25 protein-coding genes are annotated in these 24,160 nt (G+C 35.6%); 16 read left to right on the forward strand and 9 right to left on the reverse strand.

Annotated features, from left to right (window positions below):
• The 16 genes from OQK60_RS05500 to OQK60_RS05570 all read left to right on the forward strand — a co-directional run.
• The coding region (locus tag OQK60_RS05500) for a hemagglutinin repeat-containing protein (RefSeq protein WP_297684914.1) at positions 1 to 3,558 on the forward strand (3,558 nt) is incomplete at its 5' end.
• Positions 3,558 to 3,911 carry a hypothetical protein gene (locus tag OQK60_RS05505; RefSeq protein ID WP_297684916.1) on the forward strand — a complete coding sequence of 118 codons (354 nt, stop codon included), beginning with the start codon at positions 3,558 to 3,560 and terminating at the stop codon, positions 3,909 to 3,911. The genes OQK60_RS05500 and OQK60_RS05505, both read left to right, overlap by 1 nt.
• A 368-nt stretch (positions 3,912 to 4,279) precedes the next feature.
• Positions 4,280 to 4,486 (forward strand): hypothetical protein, encoded by a 207-nt coding sequence (locus OQK60_RS05510; RefSeq protein ID WP_297684918.1) that lies wholly within the window; start codon positions 4,280 to 4,282, stop codon positions 4,484 to 4,486.
• Entirely contained in the window at positions 4,470 to 4,664 is a 195-nt protein-coding gene (locus OQK60_RS11275) for a hemagglutinin repeat-containing protein (RefSeq protein WP_366854774.1), read from the forward strand. The genes OQK60_RS05510 and OQK60_RS11275 overlap by 17 nt, the downstream gene beginning before the upstream one ends.
• Positions 4,665 to 4,681: 17 nt before the next feature.
• Complete coding sequence (locus OQK60_RS05515; RefSeq protein ID WP_297684920.1) at positions 4,682 to 5,398, forward strand: hypothetical protein; 717 nt, start codon at positions 4,682 to 4,684, stop codon at positions 5,396 to 5,398.
• A 170-nt stretch (positions 5,399 to 5,568) separates the two neighbouring features.
• Positions 5,569 to 6,069 (forward strand): transcription elongation factor GreA, encoded by a 501-nt coding sequence (gene greA / locus OQK60_RS05520; protein WP_297684922.1) that lies wholly within the window; start codon positions 5,569 to 5,571, stop codon positions 6,067 to 6,069.
• The gene (gene argC / locus OQK60_RS05525; RefSeq protein WP_297684924.1) at positions 6,062 to 7,069 is read left to right on the forward strand and encodes an N-acetyl-gamma-glutamyl-phosphate reductase; all 1,008 of its coding nucleotides are present in this window, start codon (positions 6,062 to 6,064) and stop codon (positions 7,067 to 7,069) included. Before greA ends, argC begins: the two co-directional genes overlap by 8 nt.
• The gene (locus OQK60_RS05530) at positions 7,059 to 7,796 is read left to right on the forward strand and encodes a metallophosphoesterase (protein ID WP_297684926.1); all 738 of its coding nucleotides are present in this window, start codon (positions 7,059 to 7,061) and stop codon (positions 7,794 to 7,796) included. The genes argC and OQK60_RS05530 overlap by 11 nt, the downstream gene beginning before the upstream one ends.
• Before the next feature lie 3 nt (positions 7,797 to 7,799).
• Entirely contained in the window at positions 7,800 to 8,741 is a 942-nt protein-coding gene (locus tag OQK60_RS05535) for a chemotaxis protein (RefSeq protein WP_297684928.1), read from the forward strand.
• Between the two features lie 12 nt (positions 8,742 to 8,753).
• Complete coding sequence (locus tag OQK60_RS05540) at positions 8,754 to 11,129, forward strand: chemotaxis protein CheW (RefSeq protein ID WP_297684930.1); 2,376 nt, start codon at positions 8,754 to 8,756, stop codon at positions 11,127 to 11,129.
• On the forward strand, positions 11,129 to 11,623 hold the full coding sequence (locus OQK60_RS05545; RefSeq protein ID WP_297684932.1) for a chemotaxis protein CheW: 495 nt from the start codon (positions 11,129 to 11,131) through the stop codon (positions 11,621 to 11,623). Before OQK60_RS05540 ends, OQK60_RS05545 begins: the two co-directional genes overlap by 1 nt.
• Before the next feature lie 11 nt (positions 11,624 to 11,634).
• The gene (locus tag OQK60_RS05550) at positions 11,635 to 12,756 is read left to right on the forward strand and encodes an ABC transporter permease (protein WP_297684934.1); all 1,122 of its coding nucleotides are present in this window, start codon (positions 11,635 to 11,637) and stop codon (positions 12,754 to 12,756) included.
• On the forward strand, positions 12,756 to 13,496 hold the full coding sequence (locus OQK60_RS05555; RefSeq protein WP_297684936.1) for an ATP-binding cassette domain-containing protein: 741 nt from the start codon (positions 12,756 to 12,758) through the stop codon (positions 13,494 to 13,496). Before OQK60_RS05550 ends, OQK60_RS05555 begins: the two co-directional genes overlap by 1 nt.
• Positions 13,489 to 14,451 (forward strand): MlaD family protein, encoded by a 963-nt coding sequence (locus OQK60_RS05560; RefSeq protein WP_297684938.1) that lies wholly within the window; start codon positions 13,489 to 13,491, stop codon positions 14,449 to 14,451. The genes OQK60_RS05555 and OQK60_RS05560 overlap by 8 nt, the downstream gene beginning before the upstream one ends.
• Before the next feature lie 3 nt (positions 14,452 to 14,454).
• The gene (locus OQK60_RS05565) at positions 14,455 to 15,054 is read left to right on the forward strand and encodes an ABC-type transport auxiliary lipoprotein family protein (RefSeq protein ID WP_297684940.1); all 600 of its coding nucleotides are present in this window, start codon (positions 14,455 to 14,457) and stop codon (positions 15,052 to 15,054) included.
• A complete protein-coding gene (locus OQK60_RS05570) occupies positions 15,051 to 16,334 on the forward strand; it encodes an aminopeptidase P N-terminal domain-containing protein (RefSeq protein ID WP_297684942.1) in 1,284 nt (427 codons plus the stop codon). Before OQK60_RS05565 ends, OQK60_RS05570 begins: the two co-directional genes overlap by 4 nt.
• Here the strand turns inward: OQK60_RS05570 and OQK60_RS05575 are convergent.
• From OQK60_RS05575 to napA, 9 genes are read right to left on the reverse strand one after another with little or no spacing between them, the layout of a single operon-like run.
• Positions 16,331 to 16,765 carry a hypothetical protein gene (locus tag OQK60_RS05575; protein WP_297684944.1) on the reverse strand — a complete coding sequence of 145 codons (435 nt, stop codon included), beginning with the start codon at positions 16,763 to 16,765 and terminating at the stop codon, positions 16,331 to 16,333. The genes OQK60_RS05570 and OQK60_RS05575 overlap by 4 nt on opposite strands.
• On the reverse strand, positions 16,766 to 17,062 hold the full coding sequence (locus tag OQK60_RS05580; protein WP_297684947.1) for a hypothetical protein: 297 nt from the start codon (positions 17,060 to 17,062) through the stop codon (positions 16,766 to 16,768).
• A 3-nt stretch (positions 17,063 to 17,065) separates the two neighbouring features.
• Positions 17,066 to 17,455, reverse strand: a complete 390-nt coding sequence (locus OQK60_RS05585; RefSeq protein ID WP_297684949.1) for a chaperone NapD — start codon at positions 17,453 to 17,455, stop codon at positions 17,066 to 17,068.
• A 21-nt stretch (positions 17,456 to 17,476) separates the two neighbouring features.
• Complete coding sequence (locus OQK60_RS05590) at positions 17,477 to 18,430, reverse strand: WD40 repeat domain-containing protein (RefSeq protein WP_297684951.1); 954 nt, start codon at positions 18,428 to 18,430, stop codon at positions 17,477 to 17,479.
• Positions 18,430 to 18,912, reverse strand: a complete 483-nt coding sequence (locus OQK60_RS05595) for a ferredoxin-type protein NapF (protein WP_297684953.1) — start codon at positions 18,910 to 18,912, stop codon at positions 18,430 to 18,432. The genes OQK60_RS05590 and OQK60_RS05595 overlap by 1 nt, the downstream gene beginning before the upstream one ends.
• Positions 18,912 to 19,613, reverse strand: coding sequence for a nitrate reductase cytochrome c-type subunit (locus tag OQK60_RS05600; RefSeq protein ID WP_297684954.1), 702 nt, complete (start codon positions 19,611 to 19,613; stop codon positions 18,912 to 18,914). Before OQK60_RS05600 ends, OQK60_RS05595 begins: the two co-directional genes overlap by 1 nt.
• A 1-nt stretch (position 19,614) precedes the next feature.
• Positions 19,615 to 20,442, reverse strand: coding sequence for a quinol dehydrogenase ferredoxin subunit NapH (napH, locus tag OQK60_RS05605; RefSeq protein ID WP_297684956.1), 828 nt, complete (start codon positions 20,440 to 20,442; stop codon positions 19,615 to 19,617).
• Positions 20,442 to 21,230, reverse strand: coding sequence for a ferredoxin-type protein NapG (gene napG / locus OQK60_RS05610; protein ID WP_297684958.1), 789 nt, complete (start codon positions 21,228 to 21,230; stop codon positions 20,442 to 20,444). The genes napH and napG overlap by 1 nt, the downstream gene beginning before the upstream one ends.
• A 55-nt stretch (positions 21,231 to 21,285) precedes the next feature.
• Positions 21,286 to 24,108: a nitrate reductase catalytic subunit NapA gene (gene napA, locus OQK60_RS05615; RefSeq protein WP_297684960.1), complete on the reverse strand. Its 2,823-nt coding sequence runs from the start codon at positions 24,106 to 24,108 to the stop codon at positions 21,286 to 21,288.
• Positions 24,109 to 24,160 lie beyond the last annotated feature (52 nt).

Genomic DNA, 24,160 nt, shown 5'->3' on the forward strand with positions numbered 1-24,160 from the left:
GACAATGTAAATATAGACGCCATAGAGAGTGTAAAGGTCATAGGCTCGAACATTAAGGCAGATGGCGACCTTGACATACAGAGCAAAAAACTCGATGTTTTGGCTGTGAACAATAGTAGTTACTCGGAAATAAAAAGAACAAAGAAAGGGACTTTTAGTACAAAGTCTAGTTTGGATATAGGACTAAAAGAGCAGGTTCAAAGCTCAAATATAGAGGCGGATAACTTACATGTAAATACAACCAAAGATATAAATCTTGAATCCGTAAATATTAATGTAGATAACTCTATAGATCTTTTGAGTCAAGAGGGCAATATAAACATGAGTGCAAAAACATATACGAATGCAGAGTATCATGAAAGTTCAAGTTCAAGATTTGGAGGGCTTGTAGGAAGCCGCTCTGTAGATTCTTGGAGTAAAACCAAACTGGGTGATTCGGTTACGACCGCCAATAACAATATAGTCGTAGACGGAAAAAATATCAATCTCGTCGCTAATGATATAAATGCAAAAGGTGGAAGCGTTCAGTTTAATGCACAAGAAGATATAAACATAGCGTCAGGGCTTGAACAAAGTGATGAACAGCATATCAAAGAATCGACCGGGTTGAGTTTTGGCTTGAGCGGCGGAAAGTTTACTTTTGCACAAACAAAAAAAGAGAGTGAAGCGGACTTGACAATCACAAATAAAGCTTCAAATATAGATGCCGACAATATCGTCTTGACAAGTAAAGGTAGCACAAATATCCTTGCGTCCAACCTTGATGCAAAAACAATGCAGGTAACAAGCGAAAAAGACTTTAATATATTGTCTGATCAAGACGTGAAGATGCATAATGAAGAGCACAGTAAAAAAGATATAGGAATAGAATTGACCTTGAACACTAAAGAAGCGTCGCTGTTTGCAGGATACTGGGAAGAAGCAAAAGGTGAAACGACTACAAACAAGGATGTCGCAAAATCCACTCTCAACGTAGACAGTTTAGACGTAAGCGCAAAAAATGTCAACATTGCAGGTTCTGATATTTTTGCAAATGACATGTCAATTGATTCAGAAAATACAAAAGTTCTTTCAAGTACGGCGACTACGGACACTCAAAGCTATACAAAGTCTCTCAAATCTGGAATTTCAGTCGGAGTCTCTCAAAACATATCAGATGCCGTAGAAGCCGTGCAAAATGTAGGTAAAGCAAAAAGCAACAGTGCGACAATCGCACGAGGTTTAAAAGCATACGATGCACTCTCAAGTTCACTTAGCAAACCTGTAAACGCAGGGGTACAAGCAGTGTACGAGCAGAGTCAAACAAATACAAACACAAACAGCGACCAAGTAGTCTCTTCAACTCTTTATGCAAACAACTCAATGAAACTCAACGCAAAAGAAGAGATAGAAGTAGCAGGAAGCAACATCGCTTCAAACAACACTTTAGAACTCAATGCAAAAAATATAAACCTACACTCAGAACAACAGAACTACTCAAGTGATAGCTCAAGTAGTTCACTCAGTGCAAAAGTTGACCTATACGGGACAAATATGGGAAATATAACCTTAGGTGCTCAAAAAAGTGACTTAGGAGTACAGGGAACACAAGAAGTAAACTCCCATATCTATGCAGCCAATAAAGCAACTATAACTTCTGTAGAAGATACAATACTCAAAGGTGCAACGGTAGATGCAAATGAGTTGGAAGTAAGTGTGGGTAAAAACCTTGTAATGCAGAGTATTCAAGATACTCAAACCATTAACGGCTCTTCGGCAGGTGGAAGTATCTCAGGAAAGTTTGCAATGCCTACAGGTATTTCTGCAAATATGGGAACTACCAAAGGCGATAAAGCATGGGTAAATGAAGTGACATCACTCAACGCAAACAAAAAGATAAAAGTAACCGTAAACGAGAACACAAACCTCACAGGTGCAAGTATCACAAACTTAGATAAAAACGGAGTAGATAAAGGGAACTTGGAGTTGAATACTCAAACATTAACTACAAATGATATACAAGACCATGATACATTTGACAGTACAACAATGGGAATGGGTATAGGAACAAATGATAATAAACCGTCACTAAACTCTATGGAGTACACAAACAACACTAAAGATAAAGAACAAATCAACAGAGCAACCGTAGGAGAAGGAACGCTCACAACTAACTCAGACATCATAAACCTAAACAGAGACACTTCAAAAATACAACAAATCACAAAAGATGAAAGTTCAAACCTAGAACTCTACGCAAGTGAGAGTTCTTTAAAAGCACTTCTAAATCCAGTACAAGCATACAACGACTTAAAACAGAGTGCAAAAGATGTTGGACTTGCAAGCTATAAAGAGATAGTTGAAAATCTGCCTAGTGCAAGCAAGGGTAAAGACGGCAAAGGGGATATTATAGATAATACTATAGGTAAAGTACTCGATAGCGCTTCATTTGCAGGGCTGCTCCCTTCACAAGAAAATGCAGGAGGCTACGTAACCCAAATAGCCACACAGGTCTTTGGGGATAATAGAAATATCTTACAGACTACAGATGAAAGTAAGTTTATCGCATTGGGGCTCGATAAAGATAATGGAGACTATATACAAACTACAATTAACGGAGAGACCAAGTATATAACCAATCCAAATAAGACCGTTAGAATAACCCAAGATGCAAAAAAAGACGGAAACTTGGATGATATGAAACTCTATATAAGTGAGGCAGATGCAAAAGAGATGGGTATAGAGCATCTTTTTACAAATGGAATCATGAACGCTCTTGAAGAAGCTCTCGTTAATCAACAAGAACAACAAGGCTCTCCAAGTATCGGTATGTTAAACTACAACCAAACACATGGACTTGCAGGGGATGCTCTAGAGATGACACAAGAAAAGATAGCCGTTACAACAAATATTACACAGTTGGCGACAGGAAGTGATAGACAGACCGGAGATATAAAGACACAGCTTACACAACTCAATGACGGTAACTTGGCCTCAGCATCTCACTCGCAAGGAACTATGCAGGATTATCTCGGGACTATGCTAAACAAAGAAGAGATAAGCAAAGTAGTTCAAGAGAATAAAGATGCAAAATACACTACCCAATACTCAGGCTCACCTGTAAGTTCAGATGCGGCAGGCGAGCTGGTGAGTGATATTTATGGTGGTGAACAAGCTGTAAATGAAAGATATAAAAATACATTAGGTACTGAGAATGTATTTAAGTCTCAAATAAACCCAGGGGATTTTATAGGTTTACTAGGCGGTAACTTTGGAGGTATAAACAATAATGCCCCAATAACATCAGGAGACTTTTGGGATCAAGCGCTATATGATATAACCAGAGGTATACCGACACTGTTTAACGGCTCACTGCAAAACAATCTATCTGATCCAACTAAAACTTCACCACACTCGGGGTACCCTTGTGTGATAGGTTGTGGGGATAATGGGGTTACTCCGAATGAAGTTACCAACTATTTCGATCCTGTTATTAATAAAGACACCCCTTTATTTGATTATTATATAAAAATCGAAGTAGAACCATCAAAAGCAAAATTTAATACAGGAGCCAATTAATGAAATATATATATTCAATACTTATAAGTTTATTTTTATTAGGATGTTCTACAAATGATATAGACTATGCTTTAGCAAGAATGGCGGGAAATAAACCGGCAGGATTTTTTTATTTTGCAAACTCTTATGACGCAAACCATTATGTGTTTGAACATAAAGACTTCAATATTTCAATGATACAGACAAAGCAACAAGACTGGATAGATATGGGGGGATGGAAAGGTGCATATATTTATGGTGGTATAGGTGTTGGTGTAGATATTAAAGAAGTAACAAAATATGGGGATATTTTAGGCTACGGCATTAATATAAATTCTTCAATATACCCTTATACAGATAGAGAGAGAGATTGAAAAAGGAAATGAAAAATATATTCAAAAAAAGTATCAACAAGGTAAAGAAAAAAATGGACGAGAGTATTATATAAATGCACATCTGGAAAAACTAGGAAAAGAAAACTATCAATGTTTAGTTTTTGAAGATTATACTCCAAGAGGCGTTAAAATAAAAACTTATGATTGTTATAAATTCAATCCAGAAAGAACAAAAGCAAAAAGAGTTGGAGTTAGATTAATCTACACAAAATCCCCAACCTTACCGGAAAAACTAGAACCGCTAGCAGAAGAGTACACCTATGAAGACCTGCTGCAAAGAAGCCAGAGAGTGCTAGACAGCCTCTACATAAAAGACGGCTGGGATGAATAATATAAAGGAGAAAAATATGAAAAAAATTATTGTTTGTAGTTTAATAGTTTTAATGAGTTTATCCGGATGCGCATCTTTAGAGGAATCTTCTAAACCGCAGTATTATCCATGCGTCATAGGATGTGGAAATGAAAGCTTTACTCCTGCAAATGGATATTATTATGATCCTAAAGCACCTGGAAAACAAAGACCTCTTTCAGAGTTATATGAAAAAAATAAATAAAATAAGTCCAAAAGCAACCATAACTTCTGTAGAGGATATAGTACTAAAGGGAGCGGTAGTAAGCACAAATGATCTGGAAGTAAATGCAGGAAGAGACTTGGCTATGGAAAGTGTACAAGATATCCAAAGCATAAAAGGTGAGTCCAAAGTATATCAAACGTATATAACCCATCAATGATTTATAGGAGAGATTAGATGAAAAAAACAAATTTTATATTGCTTGGTCTAATGCTGATAATAATGAGCGGATGTTCGAAGAACAGTATCAGAGATAATGTGGATGGTTTTATGCAATGGACAAGTGGCAATAAGTCTCCTCAGTTTTTTATGTTTGCCGATCCTAAAACAGCCGATAGTTTTACACTGGAGCATAAGGACTTTAACGTAAGTGCACCGCTGACATATGAAAAAGACTGGCAAAAGATGCTAGGCTGGAGAGGCGGATTTATTTATGGAGGAGCGTTTTATTCTTTAGCTCAGTATAGGTCAAAAGAGACAAGAGGAATTGTCTTAGGGTATACATTTGAATTTACCACAGCAATATACCCATATACGGAGAGAGAGATTGAGAATAAAATAAAAAATTTTCCACCCCAAAGAACAAGACCTGATGGAGAAACTATAAATGTTAATCTTCATTACGAAACTCATGGCAAAGAAAATTATACATGTGGAGTCGCTGAATCTTATAATAAAAAATATGGAAAAAAAAGAATAATTTATGACTGCTACAAATTCAATCCAGAACGAACAATGGCAAAAAGCGTTGTTATCCGTCTTGTTTATGCAAAATCCCCAACCTTACCGGAAGAACTAGAACCGCTAGCCAAAGAGTACACCTATGAAGACCTACTGCAAAGAAGCCAGAGAGTGCTAGACAGCCTCTACATAAAAGACGGCTGGGATGATTAGTTCTTTCAGAATGTCACTTTACTTTGTAGGAGAAATATTAGGTGGGAACAATGGAGCTAATAAGTGTAGTCAGATCATAAAGAACTGCAACTGGAACTTGATACTAGATTGCTTAGTTAAGATGATATTATTTTGATATAATGACAAAAACAATAATAAGAGAATAAATTATGGAAAAAATTGAACCTATGACAATATTTGGATATGAAAAACTCCAAGCTGAAGTAAAGTATTTAAAAGAAGTGAGACGACCGCAAATTGTAAAAGATATTGAAGAAGCACTAGAACATGGTGATTTAAAAGAAAATGCAGAATATCATGCAGCAAAAGAAAATCAAAGAACTATAGACGGGCGCTTGCAAGAGCTAGCAGACATTATAGGCTCTGCTAAAATAGTTGATCCATCTGACCTTGAACATTCACGAATCAGTTTTGGCTCAACTGTTGTTATGACTGATATGGACAGTGATGAAGAGGTGACTTACACTATTGTTGGGGGCTGCGAGTCTAATCCTGATATGGGGCTTATCTCTTTTGCTTCACCTTTGGCAAAGCAGCTTCTTGGCCGTAAAGAAGGAGATGAGGTAAAAGTTCAACTTCCAGGCGGTAAAAAAGAGTTTGAAATTGAAGAGGTCAAATATCAGGAGATAGTCTTTGAGTGTCATGAATAAAAAGATAAATGTAGGCATAGTCGGAGCAAGCGGTTACACAGGTTTAGAGCTTGTAAAAATTCTTATAAATCATCCGCAATTTAACCTTGCTTATCTCTCAAACACCGATGGTGGGGTTTTACTTAGTGAACTTCATCCGTCTTTAAGTGGTGTGTATGAGTGTAAGGTTTTAAAAGCAGATATTGATGAGATGGCTGCGGAGTGTGAACTTGTTTTTTTAGCAGTTCCTCATCAAACTGCCATGGCTTATGTGAAACCACTTATTGCTAAAGGTGTAAAAGTAGTTGACCTCTCAGCTGATTATAGACTGCCACAAGATATTTACGAAGAGTTTTACTGCAAACATACTGATGCCCAGAACCTTTCACATGTAGTTTATGGCTTACCTGAACTTTATCGTAATGATTTAAAAACTGCCAAGCTTGTTGCAAACCCTGGATGTTTTCCAACTTGTGCCATTTTAGGGCTTCTTCCTTTTATGGATAAAAGGGTTAAAAACACTCCCATCATTATAGATGCAAAAACAGGAGTAAGCGGAGCAGGAAAGAAACTTAGCGATGTTACGCATTTTGTAAATGTTAATGATAATCTTTTTGCATATAATCCTCTTATGCACAGACATGCACCAGAAATCGCACAAAAGTTACATGTAGACTTTGATGAGGTTGCTTTTGTTCCACATCTTGTGCCTATAACTAGAGGGATGATATCTTCTATTTATATTCAAGTAAGCAGTGATTTTGATGCTTTTGAAGTTTTAGAGGAGTTTTACAAAGATGAAATACATGTAAGAGTATCCAAAAATCCAGTAGATATGAAAAATGTGGCAGGAACAAATTTTTGTGATATCTATGTAAAACAAAAGGGCAATACACTTTTTATCTCAAGCGCTATTGACAATCTTATGAGAGGCGCATCTTCACAGGCTGTTGTGAACGCAAACATAATGATGGGCCTTGATGAAGGCTTAGGGATTCCAAATATAGCTTATGTCCCGTAATATAGAAATTTTAGAGGGCGCATTTATCATCTCAGATGCGCACTACTCACACCAGCGACCAGAACTTTTAGACTTTATAAAAGATATTCATTCAAAAAAACTACAACCAACTCAACTTATTTTAATGGGCGATATATTTGATGCTTTATTTGGCGGAGTTGCATATACTCAAAAAGTAAATCAAGAAGCCGTAAAACTTTTAAATGAGATATCTTTAGATATAGAGATGATTTATTTGGAAGGAAATCATGATTTTAATTTAAGAAAAATTTTTCCTAATGCAAAAGTATTTTCTATTTTGCAACAACCGGTAACATGTCAATATAAAGATAAAAAAGTTTTGCTTGCACATGGAGATATAGAGGGCGCTCTTGGATATAAAATTTATACATCTATAATTAGAAATCCTATAGTTTTATTTGTTTTAACTATGCTTGATTCTCTCTTTGGACACTATATTTTGAAAAAACTAGATAGATATCTTAGTAAAAAAGATGATTGTAAAGAGTTTACAGGTTTTAGAAAATTTATATCTAAAAGACTTGGACATAAATATGTTTGTGATTACTTTATAGAAGGGCATTTTCATCAAAATAAAATAATTAAATATGACGATTTTGTTTATATTAACTTAGGTGTTTTTGCGTGCAATCAAAGATACTTTATTGTAGAATCTAGGAAAGAACTAGAGCTAATGCAAGAGAAAAGTTTCTCTAAAGGAAATTAAAATATGACAACTGAACAATCACTGAAAGTTGGCTCCAATGAGATGGAACTTGTTGACTTTCGTATTTTAAAGCAAGAAGACGACAATGTCTATGAAGGCATATATGGGATTAATGTATCAAAAGTTCGTGAGATCATTAAGTTGCCAAATTTAACTGATTTACCTAGTACGCCGGAGTTTATAGAGGGTATTTTTGATTTAAGAGATGTCGTTATACCTGTTGTAAACTTAGCGAAATGGATGGGAATAGTAGAACCAGAGGATGCAAAGAAAAACTCAAGAGTTATTATAACTGAGTTTAACAATGTGCTTATCGGTTTTATAGTTCATGAAGCTAGAAGAATAAGAAGAATCAATTGGAGTGATATTGAACCGGCTTCTTTTATGAACTCAACAAGCTCAATTGATGGAAGTAAGATAACAGGTGTTACCAAAATAGAAGGAGATAATGTCCTGCTTATCCTTGACCTTGAAAGTGTTGTGCAAGAATTGGGTCTTTATGAACCTGACACACAGAGTCTTCCTAAAAAAATAGAAAATTTTACAGGGCTGGCTCTTGTTTTAGATGATAGTACAACAGCTAGAAGAATAGTTAAAGAAGCGCTTGTTAAGATGGGATTTGATGTTGTTGAAGCCATGGATGGCAAAGAGGGCTTGGAAAAATTAGATGCACTTTATGATGCATATGGCGATGAGATATCAGATAATCTTAAAATAATTATTTCAGATGTAGAGATGCCGAGAATGGATGGTTTTCACTTTGCAGCCAATGTTAAAGAAGATGGGAGATTCAACAATATACCGATTGTATTTAACTCTTCAATCAGTGATCATTTTAGTGAAGATAGAGGTATCAAGGCAGGTGGTGAAGCTTACTTGGTTAAGTTTCAAGCAAGCTCGTTTTACGACGAAGTAGCACGAGTTGTGCGTGCACATATAAAGTAGGGGTGTAAAAATATGGATGAATTTCAAGAGATACTACAGGATTTTTTAGTTGAGTCTTTTGAGCTAATTGAACAATTAGATCAAGATTTAGTAGAGTTAGAAAGCAGGCCGGAAGATTTAGAACTTTTAAATGGGATATTTCGCGTTGCGCACACTGTTAAAGGAGCTTCATCATTTTTAAACTTTGATGTTCTGACACACCTAACCCATCACATGGAAGATGTTTTAAACAAGGCAAGACATGGTGAGTTGTTAATTACTCCTGACATAATGGATGTTATTCTAGAATCTATTGATTTGATGAAGCAACTTTTATTTACTATTCGTGATACTAGTGCTGATGCTGGAGTAGATGTTGCAGAGTGTGTTTCTAAATTAGACAAATGTGTAGGCGGTACTGGTGAAGTTGAGACTCCAGTTGCACAAGAAACTACTCCTGCTGAAGAAGTTGCTTCTGAGCCAGAGAGTTCAGAAGATGACCTTGATTATGAGAATATGGATGCTGATGATCTTGAAGCAGAAATAGAGAGACTTTTACAAGAGAGACAAAATGAAGATAAAGCAAAAAGAGAAGCTAAAATAGCAGCAGGAGAGAGTGTTCCATCACTCGATCCTACTCCTGAAACAGAAGAAGAAGCACCGCAAGAACCTACTCCTGAACCAGTTGCGCCGACACCTGTTCCTGCTGCGCCAACACAACCAACGGAGGATGTAAAAGCTGCTGCACCTGCAAAAAAAGCACAAGTAGTTGAACAAACAATCCGTGTTGATGTAAAAAGACTCGACCACTTAATGAATCTTATCGGTGAGCTAGTCCTTGCTAAAAACAGACTTATTAAAATAAATGAGGATGTTGAAGAGCGTTATGAGGGAGAAGAGTTCCTTGAAGAGTTAACTCAAGTTGTATCTATCGTCTCTCTTGTTACCACTGACTTGCAAATTGCAGTTATGAAGACAAGAATGCTCCCAATCGGTAAAGTATTTAACAAGTTTCCAAGAATGATTAGGGATTTAAACCGTGAACTTAACAAGAAGATAGAACTCGAACTATATGGGGAAGATACGGAACTTGACAAATCTATTGTTGAAGAAGTTGGAGACCCTTTAGTGCACATCATTAGAAATTCATGTGATCACGGTATTGAGCTTCCAGCGGTTCGTCAAGAAGAAGGTAAAAATGAAACGGGAACTATTAAGCTAAAAGCATATAATGAAGGCAATCAAATCGTTATTCAGATTGATGATGACGGTAAGGGTCTTGATCCTGAAATGTTAAAAACTAAGTGTATAGAAAAAGGCCTTATTACAGCAAAAGAAGCTGATAATATGAGTGACAAAGAAGCTTTTGCCCTGATTTTCAAACCTGGCTTTTCTACAGCTGCAGCAGTAACAAATGTTTCCGGCCGCGGTGTTGGCATGGATGTTGTAAAAACAAATATAGAAAAAGTAAACGGTATCATTGATATAGACAGTGAATTTGGTGTTGGAACATCAATTAAATTGAAAATACCTTTAACTCTTGCGATTATTCAGGCTCTATTAGTGGGTGTTCAAGAAGAGCATTACGCTATACCGCTTGCATCGGTATTAGAGACGGTTCGAATATCAAAAGATGAGATTTACACTGTTGAAGGTCGTTCAGTAATGAGACTTCGCGAAGATGTTTTATCTTTGGTTCATATCGGAGATATCTTTGAAGTTGAGCGTATTTTAGACTCCAGTGAACATGCTTATGTAGTTGTTCTTGGTTTAGGTACTAGCAAACTTGGACTAATTGTAGACACCTTAGTGGGTCAAGAAGAGATAGTTATCAAATCTTTAGGTGATTATCTAAAAGGTATAGACGGTGTTGCCGGTGCTACTATCCGTGGTGATGGAGGTGTTACTCTGATTGTTGATGTACTAGCTCTTATGGATATAGCTAAACATGTTAAAGCAACAGCCATAATAGACAGTTCATCTGACGCTGCATTGCTGACACAAGAAAAGATGAAAGCAAGTGACTATACTATAATGGTTGTTGATGATTCACAAACTGACAGAATGATTATGAGAAAAGCGTTAGAGCCACTTGGGGTTACCTTAGTTGAGGCTAGTGACGGGCAAGAAGCACTGAGTATACTAAAACAAGGCGACCATCACTTTGATGCGATGCTGATAGATGTAGAGATGCCGAGGATGGATGGTTATTCTTTGGCTAAAGAGATAAAAAAATATAACCGTTATAAAAATTTACCTCTTATTGCCGTTACATCTAGAACCGGTAAGTCTGATCGTATGCGTGGTGTTGAATCTGGAATGGTTGAGTATATTACTAAACCATATTCTTCTGACTACTTATCAAGCGTAGTTCAAAGAAATGTTAACTTTAAATCGGAGTTTTTATAATGAGTGATAAATTAAAAGAAATTATCAATAAGCAAAATGCAAAAAATGAAGAGAGTTTAGTTCAGTCCGATGATGTTGTTCAGTTAGTTGGATTTATAATTGGTGAAGAAGAGTATGCGGTTCCTATTTTAGCAATTCAAGAAATTATCAAACCGTTTCCATGGACTAGAGTTCCACAAGTTCCTAAATATGTTGTTGGTGTATTCAATATGCGTGGAGCAGTTATACCACTTATCGATCTTCGTCTAAAATTTGGGCTTTCTCCTAAAAAACAGGGCGATGAAACACGATTTATTGTTTTAAGACATGGAGATGATATTGCAGGATTTATAATAGATAGATTAACAATGGCAATTAGAATCAAGAAAAAAGATATAGGTCCGGCCCCCGATACTATAAGCGGTGATGATACTGTTATTGATGGTGTTGGCAAGCAAGAGGATAGAATTATTACAATTCTTAAAGTAAATAAACTGCTAGAGAGAGATTTTTAGTAGTTTGTGATATGAACACTTCATTATTGGATATTTTACATGTGGATGGCAAGCTTTACTTAAAATTTAGTGGTGAACTTACTCTCTACAACCTGACAAGCTCTCAAGTTATGATAGATATAATAGATTTTTCTAAAGAAAAGATTGTAGTTATTGACTTGATGAACTTGAAGTTTTTAGATAGCGGAGCATCTATTTTTATATACAAACTACGAAAAAAACTATCTTCACAAAATATCCAAAATCATCTTGAATGCGACAATAAAGACATACTTGATATACTAGAATTAGTAAAAAATGAAAAAGAAAAATCAACTAAAATTTTGCATCCAAAAAGAAGAAATATAATAGAAAAACTGGGTGAGCATTCATATGAAAATTATCTTGGTTTTTTATCTTTTATGGCTTTTCTTGGAGAGCTGTTTGCAAATAATATGCACTATATAACATCATTTAAAAATATAAGATACAAAGAGATAGCTTTTGAAATAAATGAGAGTGCAATCAAGGCAATAGGTATTGTTGCAATAACCAGTTTTTTGATAGGTTTGGTTGTGGCTTATCAGTCGGCTCATCAGCTAAAAATATATGGAGCCAATATCTTTATCGTTGATATGCTTGGAATATCCGTACTAAGAGAACTCTCTCCATTAATCACGGCTATAGTTATAGCCGGTAGAAGTGGTTCAGCTTTTACTGCTCAAATAGGTGCAATGAAGATTACTCAAGAGTTAGATGCTATGAGAACTATGGGTTTTGATCCTTATAAGTTTTTAGTTATTCCTAAAATAGTTGCGCTTATGATAACTATGCCGATATTGATATTTGTATCAGATATTATGGCTATTATTGGCGGAATGGTTGTGGCAAATATAGATTTAAACATTTCAATAACGCTTTTTTTAGATAGATTTGCTGATGTTATAGCAGCAAAACATTTTTTTATCGGCATAGCTAAAGGACCGTTTTTCGCATTTTTGATAGCGACCATAGGAATATACAGAGGTCTTATGGTTAAAGATGATACTCAGAGCATAGGTTTTAACACGACTAAAAGCGTGGTAGAGTCAATTTTTGCTGTAATTATTTGCGATGCAGTATTCTCTATTGCTTTTACAAACTTGGGGATATAATGAACAGTATAATTGAAGTAAGAGATGTTGTAACTTCTTTTGGTGATAGAATAGTTCATGACGGTCTTAATTTAACTGTAAAAAAGGGTGAAATTTATGGGCTTTTAGGACCGAGTGGCTGCGGAAAGACAACATTGCTTAGAGAGATGGTAATGCTGCAAAAAATCAACAGCGGCAGCATTAAAGTTTTGGGTCACGAATTAAATCATATTGAAAATAAAGAGGCTCAAAAACTGAGACAGGAGTGGGGAGTTTTATTTCAAGCCGGTGCCCTGTTTTCATCTTTGAGTCTAAAAGACAACATTGCCCTTCCTCTGGTTGAATACACGAATCTATCACAAGAGATGATTGATGAGATTGTAGAATTTAAGATAAGAATTGTTGGTTTAAAGTCAGAAGATGCACATCTTTATCCGTCTCAAATAAGCGGGGGTATGAAGAAAAAAGCAGCACTTGCACGATCACTTGCAATGGACCCGAAACTTCTGTTTCTTGATGAGCCTACAAGTGGACTTGACCCGATATCTGCAAGAGAGATTGATGCTCTTATACTTAAACTTAGAGATCTTTTGGGGTTGACTATTGTAATAATTTCACATGATTTACAATCAATTTATGCTACACTTGATTCAGTTGCTATTATTGATGAAAAAAAGATAGTATATGAAGGAAATTTAAATAATATAAAATCTGTTAAAAATAAATTTATACAGACATTTTTTGGAAAAAATAATGAATAATAGAGTTAATTACAGCTTAGTAGGTTTTTTAGTACTTCTTAGTTTGATTTTGATGCTTGGATTTGGATATTGGCTTTTAAAACCATCAGCAGAGGAAGAGATGCAAAAATATCTTATCCGCTTTGATGAATCAGTCTTAGGTCTTAATCTTGATGCACCGGTTAAATTCAGGGGTATTAGTGTGGGGAAAGTTGTAAATATGAAAATCAACCCTAAAAATTCAGAACAAGTAGAGATTCTTGTAGATATTTTAAAAACAACACCTGTAAAATCATCAACAGTTGCAAAGTTGACTTCTCAGGGCATAACAGGACTTAGTTACATAAATCTAAGTCAAGGTGACAACAAGGCTCCTCTTCTTAAGGCTAGTAAAGAAGAAGAATTTCCGGTTATACAAACAAGTCCATCACTGTTTTTCAAACTCGAAGATACATTTGGAGATGTTACAACTGACTTGTCCGGGACACTTCTAAGAATGCAGCAGTTGCTAAATGAAGAAAATCAACAAGAGATAACACTACTATTGAGAAACAGCGCTGTGTTTATGTCAAAGATGAATAAAACTTTTGACGATGAAACTATTCGTAATTTTCAAGCGAGTATGAAAAACTTAAACAGCTCAACAAAAAAACTCGATGAAATGATGCCTCGTATAGAAAAATTTATTAATAACAGTGTAGAGTGGGAAGATAAAATATCTTCTTCATTTAAATCTATTACGGGCAGTTACCATGGTATTAGAACAACAATGGATGATTTTAGAGAGGCAATGGCTAGAGGTGATTTTAATCTAAAAGAGATTACCGGTGATCTTGTTCCTACGATGAACAGCACATTCGTAGAGATGCAAGAACTAATGATAAAGATGCAAGAAGCGATTGATAAGTATGAGAGAAGCCCTGGTGATATTTTATTTAAGCAAGAAAAAATAAAAAAAGGACCAGGAGAGGATTAGGATATGAAATATATATTAATTGCAATAGGCATGATTTTGCTCTCAGGATGTACAACAATAAATAGCCCTATTACTGAGTATAGAATTGAAGCAAATACCTTCAAAGGTGAGATTGATGTTGTTGATGGGTGTAAAGATAAATCGCTGAAAGTTGCACAAGCATTTAGCTCCAATGCACTTATGTCACTTAGAATGGATTACGCACAGCCAAGTAGCAGAATTTTCTCCTACTCTGAATCACTATGGCGGGAATCACCAAACCACTCGGTTACTCAGCAAATGGTTAAAGTAATTAGGGATTCTAATCTTTTTAAAGATGTTCAAACCTCAAAATCAAGAAGTAGAAATAATTGGATTCTAGAGACTACAGTAGAAGATTTTATGCAGTATTTCAGCGATGATTTAAAAGAGTCACATGTCAATGTAGCTATAAGTGTAACACTGGTTGATATTAAGACAAGCAGTGTGATTGCTACAAATACATTTAGCTCTAAAATCAAATCTAAAACTCTTGATGCAAAGGGTGGAGTAGAGGCTTTAAATAGTGCCTTATCTATAGTTTTACAGCAAAATATTGAGTGGTTAAACGGAGTCTGTAAATGATTACTCAAAAAGAGTATAAAAAAAGAAGAGATATTTTAGCAAAGAAATTATCTAAAAACTCTATAGGAATTATATTTAGTTCAACATATAAAACTCGCTCAAACGATACGGATTACCCATATAGACAAGATAGTAATTTTTACTATCTTACAGGGTTTAAAGAGGATAATTCTGCATTGGTTTTTGTAAAAACAAAAAATGAGACAAAAACAGTTTTGTTTGTTCAAAAAAAAGATGCACAATTAGAGCTATGGACCGGCAAAAGAATGGGTAAAAAAAAGGCAAAAAAAAGATTTTTAGTTGATGAAGTATTTGTGAGCGATGACTTACAAAAGAGACTGGAAAAGTATGTTGTCGGTAAAAAAACCCTATATTGCGATTTAAGTTCTAAGGATAAAAGAGTAAAAAGATTTTTAAAACAATCATCAGCTATTAAAACTCAAAAAAACATAATTCATTTTATCCAAGAAATGAGACTTATAAAGTCACCTTCAGAGATAAACCTTATCAAAAAAGCAATATCTATAACAAAAGATGCTCATCACAGTGTTATGAAGAGTAAGAAGATAGGGAAAAAAGAGTATGAACTTCTCGCACAGATCGAGTATGAGTTTAAAAGCAAAGGTGCCTATAGTGATGCTTATACATCAATTGTAGCAGGCGGAAACAACGCAAATACTCTTCACTATATTAAAAACAATAAACCCTTAATAGACAAAGAGCTTATTTTAATAGATGCTGGATCTGAGTATAAACATTATGCCAGCGATATAACAAGAACAATTCCTGTAAATGGGAAGTTTACTTCTTCTCAAAAAAAGTTATATAAGCTTGTCTTAGATACACAGCTTGAAATTATTAGTATGATAAAACCACATGTCAAAAGAAGTGACCTTCAGAAAAAAGCAGAAGAACTCCTGACAAAAGGTATGATTAAACTCGGCATACTAAAAGGTAATTATAAAAAACTGATAAAAAAACAAAAGCATAAGAAATATTATCCACACGGAATAGGACACTGGATGGGCTTAGATGTGCATGACCCAGCTCCATACATTAACTATGATGATAAAGAGATACCTCTAGATAAAGGTATGGTCTTAACGATTGAACCTGGATTATATATAGATAAAAATGACAAGTCCGTGCCTAAAAAATATCGCGGTATCGGCATTAGAATTGAAGATAATATATTGGTTACCAAAGACGGGTATGAAAATTTATCAAAAGATATAGTAAAGACTATAAAAGAAATAGAAAGTATTTCTTTTAAGTCTTAATCGTTATAGCTATAGCTCCAGCCTGTTAATTTATCTATCTTAGCTTCGATATAGTTGTCTGAATCAGCTAAAAAATCTATAACATGCATAATGCTGTGCGGGATACTTCTTTGATCTTCAGGTTTTACAAGGAGAAGAGGCATTGGTGTGTCTTGATTGCTTATGCCAAACCCAACCGGCATTAATTGACTCATAACTTCTATAGGGTTGTTTATTTGATTGTCATCTAAAAATTTATCAAACACGGCATCTTTTATATCTTTTGGAAGTTGTTCAGATGTATTTAAAAATATACTAAAGTGAATAGGCGTATCTTTAAAGTGATCAGGTGCAGGAGCAGCCATAATTATGTACTCTACATTTTTTAAGTGCTCGCTAATTTGAATAGGATCTAGATATTTATCAGTTTGTATTGCTTGTGCTACCGGCAATTAAGACTCCTTATTAACAAGTGGTTTACCTGTCTCTTCTTCTATTTCTTTTTGAAGTTTAGACATCTCAAATCTAATGCTATCCATTACAGGAAGAGGAACATTATCATCTTTCATCCATTTTACTTCATCGATATTTCCACCATAATCAGCACCAAATTCTTCTACTTTTTTTGAGTACTCTGATAAATCAGCGCAAATCTCAACTCTGTCATCAACAGTGTCTTTAAGTTCTATATACCAATCTTCGTTACTGCCCGCAGCCATTTTTATAGTTGATTCAAATATTACTGACATAATTTATCTCTGTGTTTTGTCAAATTTTTTAGTAAATGTAGATAGGTCATCTTTTTTCTTCAAGTCACCGTTGTACTGAATATCTGATAGTTTGACATCGTCATCATTTAGCATTTTTGGAACAGCATCTCCATTGGCAATAACTTCCATATGTGCATCTAACTCATCTTCAGAGTACGCCATTTGCATATCAGCAGTAATTACATGTGGTATAGCTTCTATGATTCTAAGTTTATCAAGTTCTTCAGATACACCTTCACCCTCAATAGTAATAATAACTCTGCCTTCTTTATCATGCATATGATAATCACATACTTCACAATCCTTAAGAGCTTGTACCACTTCATCTATGTACTTTGGAACTGTTTTAACTACTATGCTTGAAATATTCATATCGACTTCCTTTTGTTGTTTTTATTTTACACTATATAAATTAATGATTTGGTTATTGCTAGAGACTAAAAACTCCTCATCATTAATAAAGACTATATTTGATAGCGTCATTTTATTGCCGCTGTATTCTCCTATTTTTGACTTAGTTGCTGTATTGAACAGAGTTACATTATTGTTTTCGTTGCTAGAGTATGCAGCAATTTTACCACTCGGAGATAGGCCAACACTATAGACTAAAAATGTAGATTTTATATGATATGCCGAATTAAATTTAAGTGAATAAACTCCAACTCTTCTATCTTGTCCGGCAGTTACAACGATATCATTTTTATATGCAATTTGAAATATGTTGTCTACATTTTGTCCTTTTAGTTTTTTGATATTCTTGGCGCTTAATGTGTCATAAATTTGCACAACACCACTTTCATCAGCAACTGCAATTTTAGTTTTATCTTCACTTAGAGCAAAGTCAGAAAATTTAGCACCTGAGACTTGATACCTATAGTTTTGTTTGGCTTTGTTTATGTTATAAGATATTATTTCATTACTAATAAGTGCCAAAATAACTGTGTTTTTGTTTAAATATTTGGCCTTGATAATACTTAGATTTTTTATATAATCGATAATCAGGCTAGTTTTATTGTTTTTATGAATATGTAATCTGCTGAAACCTTTTTTTGATTGAGATAAAATCATAATAACACCATCTAGCTCATCAACCGAATAAACTTTTGAATCAACTTCTTCGCCCATAAAATCTTCTATTTTAGGAAGTTTGATTTTTTTGACGAGCTTTTTATTGTTAAAATCAAAAACATCAACTATGCCGGCATCAGTAGCGCTGTAAATTTTAGAATCTTTATAAACTAAATCAACGACAAAGCCGCTTGAGATAAAACTATCAATTGGCTGCTTGAAATCTTTTGCTTGAATATAAATTACTGATAATAAAAGTAAAAAAATAAATTTACTCATCATAAAACCTTTATGTCTATTGCATCTGTAGGACATCTGCTTATACAAAATCCGCAAGCCGTACACTTATCATTTATAACTGGCATAAACATTGCAGCAAAGTCTATAGCATTGTCTAAACATGGATCTTTACAAGAAAAACACATCGTATGGTTCCAACTCAAACATTTTTGCCTGTCAATTGTTATAGTTGCATTTAAAATCTTTTTATCTTTTAGATTCAATACCCCAAACTCACACGCAATTGCACACTTATCACAGTAAGTACAGCCATTAGTTGAAAAAACTATATAAGGAGTTTTGTCATCTGCTATTTTAATTATCTCTTCTTCACAAACAGTGGCGCATTTTGCATCACACTTGCTACACTCACTCTGAAAAAGAGATTCATCACCAAAATATGGTGGTCTTAAGACCTTCTCTTGCTTTTTGTCACCTTTAATAGATGAAGCAAGAGAGCTAAAAAGCTCTCTTCTTTGCATTAGTGATCTAAACTGCCGGCTGCAGAATCTGCATTTGCAACATCTTCTGGAGTAACATAGTTTGGAGCACCTTTAACTGTATCTAAAGAATCAGTTAACCTTCTTCCTGCCCAACTTGAATTAGTTGCACCATCATCTGTAGTAAAAGTTGGTTCAAAAGTATTCTCAACTGCTAGGTTACCTTGAGATTGTGGCGCATGACATAGTGTACAGTTAAATCTTGAACCCTGAAGCACATCATATTGTACGATAGAAACTTCATTTTTATAGTTATCAGCCGCTTTTTGAAATGTACCGTTTACAACTTTATGCTTAGGTCTAAAGTCTGTAAAGTGTGACACCGGAATCGGCGTTGCACCCATTCCACCAGCCATCTCAGGCATATGACAACTAACACATCTGTTATCTTCTGTCTTGATAGGTAACATACCGGTAGTATCATGTGGAATCATCGGTGGAGCATCTTGAAATGCTCTTTTAATCTTTGCACTACCCATAGGCTGCGATGTTCTGTACTCAGTTTTTGAGGCTGTAGTACTATCTTCCGTATAAAGGTCGGTTTTTCTTAGACCTAAAGACGCTTCACTTACTGCTGTTACTACTTGTGCTTTTGGTGAAGTTTTAGCACTTTCACCAGTACAACCAACCATTAGTAGTGCCGCAGCGACTAAACCAATCGTTATTTTACTCATTGTTTTCATTTTACTCTCCCGTTTTTTTGTTTTTTGCTAGTTTTCGTATTGAAAAACTAAGAGCATTATCATCACACACTTCGATACATCTAGCACAGTTTGTACACTCACCCGAAAGTACAGGTATGCTCTGTTTATCTATCATGTGTAATACTTGTTGCTCAGGACAAACAGTTTTACATTTCATACATGCAGTACAATTTTCTGCTGTATGTTGCACTCTTATAAGACTAGTCTTTCCAACCAGTGAATAAAACCCACCAAGCGGACATACATGTCCACACCATCCATTTTTTAAAACGAATAGGTCAAAAAGAAAAATAATAAGCATCGCTGCCCATCCAAAACCTAAACCAAATATAATACCTCTATGAAGCATAGATATTGGTGATATAAATTCAAAGGCTGTGACACCCATCATAAACGATAATATTAGACTTAATGCTAAAACCCAGTATCGCATATTACGCGAAGCCGGTTGTCTTTTTGAGATAGCATCAACACCAAATTTTCTTCTCAAAAGTGCTGCTGCATCCGTAACTATATTTACAGGGCAAACCCAACTACAAAAAGCGCGACCGCCGATAAGTAGATAAAATATAGTAACTATAAAGACTCCTATAAGTAAATCTAAACTCAAAACAGCACCTGCAAAAAGCATTTGCAGTGCAGCAAAAGGATCACTTAAAGGAACAACATCTAAAAAAAGTGATGAACTAAGATTACCCATAAGGATAGTCCATCCCCAAGCATTCGCTCCAAAATACAAAATCAGTAAACCTATCTGGGTAAATCTTCTAAAAAATAAGTATCGGTAATTATTCCAAAGATTTCTCATTAGTATAAATCCCCTGCATCATTTAAAGAATCAATAGCAGTTTCTTTACTTATCTCAGTTGTCGTTTTAATTTGCGAAGCATTTTCTAAACGCTTTTCATCTTGTTTATCCCAACCTTTGATATAGTAATTACCTGCTTTACCCATTGCAACTTCTCTTGGAAGTACAAAGATAGCTGCTTTTTCCGTAACACAAGCCTTTTCACACAGTCCGCAACCGGTGCAGACATTAGAGTGAACAACCGGCTTTAAAAAAGCGTGTTTACCTGTTCTTTCATTTCTTTCATATTCAACTGTTATCGCTTCACCCAATAAAGGACAAGCTCTATAACAAGCATCACATTGAATTCCCCAAAACGCTATACAACTCTCATCATCTACTACAGCAAGACCCATATCTGCTATATTGATATCAAGTTCTCCATTTGTTGTAACACTAGATTCATCAAGTGCTCCTGTCGGACAAACAGGAACACATGGAATATCTGGACACATATAACAAGGTATATCTCTAGGTATAAAATATGGAGTCCCTAGAGGTTTGTTATCACCCGGTTTTGCAAGTAACAGTGTGTCGTATGGACAGGCTTCAACACAAAGCCCGCATTTTATACATGTTTTCAAAAAATCTTCTTCTTTAATAGCTCCCGGTGGGCGAAGAAGAAGTTGTGAAGCCGTCACTTCATCAACATATGCACTCCACACAAAACCACCTAGAGCTGCTATACCAGCACCTCTCGCCATTCTTAAAATAAATTTTCTTCTGTCACTTACTGTTTCGTTTTTCATTTTATTAGGTTTGCCTTGCAAAGTGCAAAACTCTCCTTATCCTTTATTTAATAGGCTATGCTTTGTAAACTTTTACAGCACATTTTTTAAAGTCTGTCTGTTTTGACATTGGACATGTCGCATCTAAACATACTTTGTTAATAAATACTTTTTCATCGAACCAAGGTACAAATACTAAACCTCTTGGAGGTCTGTTCCTACCACGAGTTTCAACTCTAGCTTTAACTTTACCACGACGAGATTCAACCCATGCAAGTCCACCTTGTTTAAGGTCTTTAGCTTCTGCGTCAGCCGGGTGCATGTAACATAGTGCTTCTGGAACAGCACGAAATAGTTCAGGTACACGCATAGTCATTGTTCCTGAGTGCCAGTGCTCTAAAACACGACCGGTAGACAACCAAATGTCATATTCCGCATCCGGCATTTCTGGAGGATCCATATACGGACGAGCAAATATTTTCGCTTTGTTAGCCAATGATTTTTTCTTAGAATCTTTATCTTTACCGGTTAATGTACCACTTTGTAGAGCTTTTGCAAGTGTTCCATAGAATGCATGTGAGTTACCGCTTTCTTTAGTAGCTTTAGCTGCATATGGATCATACTTAGCATTAAATCTCCATGCTGTCTCTTTACCGTCAACAACAGGCCATTTAAGACCACGAACTTTATGGTACACATCAAACGGTGCAAGGTCATGACCATGTCCACGAGTAAACGCAGCATACTCTTCCCAAAGATATTTTTGGATAAAGAAACCATAGCCGTCAAACACTTTACCGTCAGTTCCAACAACTTGTCTCGCATCTCCGGAAGCTTCACTATTATCGTATCCAGCTTGGATAGGATCGTTTGCATCAATTTTATAAGTTTTAGCAATTTTGTTTGCAAACAATACTTCAAATAGAGTAGTATCAGCATTGTAACCCATTGCATAAGCTTTTTTTAGTACACTTGGAAGTGCTTTTTTTCTTGGTCCGCTTGGTGCATATTCGCCCCAAACTTCAGAAATTTTAAAACGCTTTGAAAGCTCAACCCATTGCCAAGTATCACTCATTGAATCGCCTACAGGAAGAACTTGCTGTCTCCAGTGTTGTGTACGACGCTCAGCATTACCATAAGCTCCCCATTTTTCATACATCATAGCAGATGGTAAGATAAGGTCAGAAACTTTAGCAGATATACCTGGATATCCATCAGAAGTAACAATAAAGTTATCCATTTCACGAGCCGCTTTAATCCAGTGAGAAGCTGATGCAGAACATTGGTATGGATTACAAACATTTACCCATGCAAACTTGATTAAGCCATCTTCGATTCCTCTGTGTAATGCCATAATGTGCTGTTTACCAACGCCATTAAGAGTTCCTTGAGGGATCATCCATTTCTTCTCAGCTATAGCTCTGTGCTTAGGATTTTTAACCATCATATCAGCTGGAAGTCTGTGTGTAAATGTACCAACTTCACGAGCTGTACCACAAGCAGAAGGTTGCCCGGTTAATGAGAATGCTCCATCACCAGGTTTAGCTTGTTTATTTAGTAAAAAATGAACATTGTATGCAAGTGTATTTGTCCAAGTACCACGAGTATGTTGATTCATACCCATTGTCCAAAAAGATACTACTTTTCTACCTTTTTCAATATACAAGTCAGCTAACTCTTGAAGTTTTTCTTTGAAGCTCTCAAGATTTTCATCCGGATCACCTTTTACTATAGTTGCTGTATAGTGTAAATCGTATGGCTCTAAAGATTTTTTGTAATCTTCAAATGAGATTTCCCAGTGACCTAATGTACCAGGAGTGTGATTCATTGTATCACCAGCTTTGTATCCATAAGGCTCTAATGCAGGTCCCTCTTTTTTAGAAACAGTTGTTTTCATCTCTTTGTCGATAATTTCCATCTCTAAAGCAGTATATTTACCGTTTTTAATCGATTTTTCATTAGCTCTTCTCATACCGTAACCGATATTTACAGGACCGGCTGCAAAAATCATATGTTTTTTAACAAAATCCCAGTCAATAATGCCTTCAGCTTCGTCTCTCATTACGATTTCTCTTGCAATATAATTCCAAAGAGCAGTATCAGTATTTGGTGAGAAGATGATTTCAGTATCAGCCAAATCCGAAGTTCTGTGAGTATAAGTCTGAATACTTATAACTTTTACTCTCTCAGGATTTGATAGTTTTCTGTCTGTTACACGAGACCAAAGGATTGGGTGCATTTCTGCCATATTTGAACCCCAAGATACAATTGTATCTGTCAGCTCGATATCATCATAGCAACCAGAAGGCTCATCAACACCAAATGTTTGATAAAAACCAACAACCGCAGATGCCATACAGTGACGAGCATTTGGATCGATAGCGTTTGATCTAAATCCTGCTTTCATAACCTTTTGAGCTGCATAACCCTCTTGAACAGTGTACTGCCCAGAGGCGAATACACCAACTGCTTCAGGTCCACCAGATTTAAGTGCTTTTTTGATGTGAATTTCCATCTCATCATAAGCTCTTTCCCAAGATACTGGAACAAATTTACCTTTTTTGTCAAATTTGCCATCAGCACCAACTCTAAGTAGTGGTTGAGTTAGTCTGTCTGCACCGTACATAATCTTAGCATTAAAGTAACCTTTAATACAGTTAAGACCACGATTTACCGGAGCTGCAGGGTCTCCCTTAACAGCCACGATTTTACCGTTTTTCGTAGCCATCATAATACCACAACCTGTACCACAGAAACGACAAGCTGCCTTGTCCCATCTCCAGTCTCCTTCAGCTTGGCCTGCCGCTGCTTCTAGCTCTGTTGGTACACTCATACCAACTGCTGCTGCTGCAGATGCTGCCGCTGAACTTTTAAGAAATTCTCTTCTCGAAAGTGACATATTTTCTCCTATTTGATAATTTTTAAAATTTAGACGCTTTACCTACGACTAA

Origin of the sequence: Sulfurimonas sp. (assembly GCF_026196735.1) — a bacterium.
Classification (GTDB): domain Bacteria; phylum Campylobacterota; class Campylobacteria; order Campylobacterales; family Sulfurimonadaceae; genus Sulfurimonas.

Bases quoted from the DNA above. Each gene is read 5' to 3' on its own strand.
- OQK60_RS05545 (WP_297684932.1), top strand. From the start codon at position 11,129: ATGAGTGATAAATTAAAAGAAATTATCAATAAGCAAAATGCAAAAAAT.
- napH (WP_297684956.1), bottom strand. From the start codon at position 20,442: ATGAGAAATCTTTGGAATAATTACCGATACTTATTTTTTAGAAGATTT.
- OQK60_RS05510 (WP_297684918.1), top strand. From the start codon at position 4,280: ATGAAAAAAATTATTGTTTGTAGTTTAATAGTTTTAATGAGTTTATCC.
- OQK60_RS05600 (WP_297684954.1), bottom strand. From the start codon at position 19,613: ATGAAAACAATGAGTAAAATAACGATTGGTTTAGTCGCTGCGGCACTA.
- OQK60_RS05595 (WP_297684953.1), bottom strand. From the start codon at position 18,912: ATGCAAAGAAGAGAGCTTTTTAGCTCTCTTGCTTCATCTATTAAAGGT.
- OQK60_RS05530 (WP_297684926.1), top strand. From the start codon at position 7,059: ATGTCCCGTAATATAGAAATTTTAGAGGGCGCATTTATCATCTCAGAT.
- OQK60_RS05560 (WP_297684938.1), top strand. From the start codon at position 13,489: ATGAATAATAGAGTTAATTACAGCTTAGTAGGTTTTTTAGTACTTCTT.
- OQK60_RS11275 (WP_366854774.1), top strand. From the start codon at position 4,470: ATGAAAAAAATAAATAAAATAAGTCCAAAAGCAACCATAACTTCTGTA.
- OQK60_RS05585 (WP_297684949.1), bottom strand. From the start codon at position 17,455: ATGAATATTTCAAGCATAGTAGTTAAAACAGTTCCAAAGTACATAGAT.
- napG (WP_297684958.1), bottom strand. From the start codon at position 21,230: ATGAAAAACGAAACAGTAAGTGACAGAAGAAAATTTATTTTAAGAATG.
- argC (WP_297684924.1), top strand. From the start codon at position 6,062: ATGAATAAAAAGATAAATGTAGGCATAGTCGGAGCAAGCGGTTACACA.
- OQK60_RS05540 (WP_297684930.1), top strand. From the start codon at position 8,754: ATGGATGAATTTCAAGAGATACTACAGGATTTTTTAGTTGAGTCTTTT.
- OQK60_RS05505 (WP_297684916.1), top strand. From the start codon at position 3,558: ATGAAATATATATATTCAATACTTATAAGTTTATTTTTATTAGGATGT.
- OQK60_RS05550 (WP_297684934.1), top strand. From the start codon at position 11,635: ATGAACACTTCATTATTGGATATTTTACATGTGGATGGCAAGCTTTAC.
- OQK60_RS05535 (WP_297684928.1), top strand. From the start codon at position 7,800: ATGACAACTGAACAATCACTGAAAGTTGGCTCCAATGAGATGGAACTT.
- OQK60_RS05580 (WP_297684947.1), bottom strand. From the start codon at position 17,062: ATGTCAGTAATATTTGAATCAACTATAAAAATGGCTGCGGGCAGTAAC.
- OQK60_RS05590 (WP_297684951.1), bottom strand. From the start codon at position 18,430: ATGAGTAAATTTATTTTTTTACTTTTATTATCAGTAATTTATATTCAA.
- OQK60_RS05555 (WP_297684936.1), top strand. From the start codon at position 12,756: ATGAACAGTATAATTGAAGTAAGAGATGTTGTAACTTCTTTTGGTGAT.
- OQK60_RS05565 (WP_297684940.1), top strand. From the start codon at position 14,455: ATGAAATATATATTAATTGCAATAGGCATGATTTTGCTCTCAGGATGT.
- OQK60_RS05570 (WP_297684942.1), top strand. From the start codon at position 15,051: ATGATTACTCAAAAAGAGTATAAAAAAAGAAGAGATATTTTAGCAAAG.
- greA (WP_297684922.1), top strand. From the start codon at position 5,569: ATGGAAAAAATTGAACCTATGACAATATTTGGATATGAAAAACTCCAA.
- OQK60_RS05515 (WP_297684920.1), top strand. From the start codon at position 4,682: ATGAAAAAAACAAATTTTATATTGCTTGGTCTAATGCTGATAATAATG.
- napA (WP_297684960.1), bottom strand. From the start codon at position 24,108: ATGTCACTTTCGAGAAGAGAATTTCTTAAAAGTTCAGCGGCAGCATCT.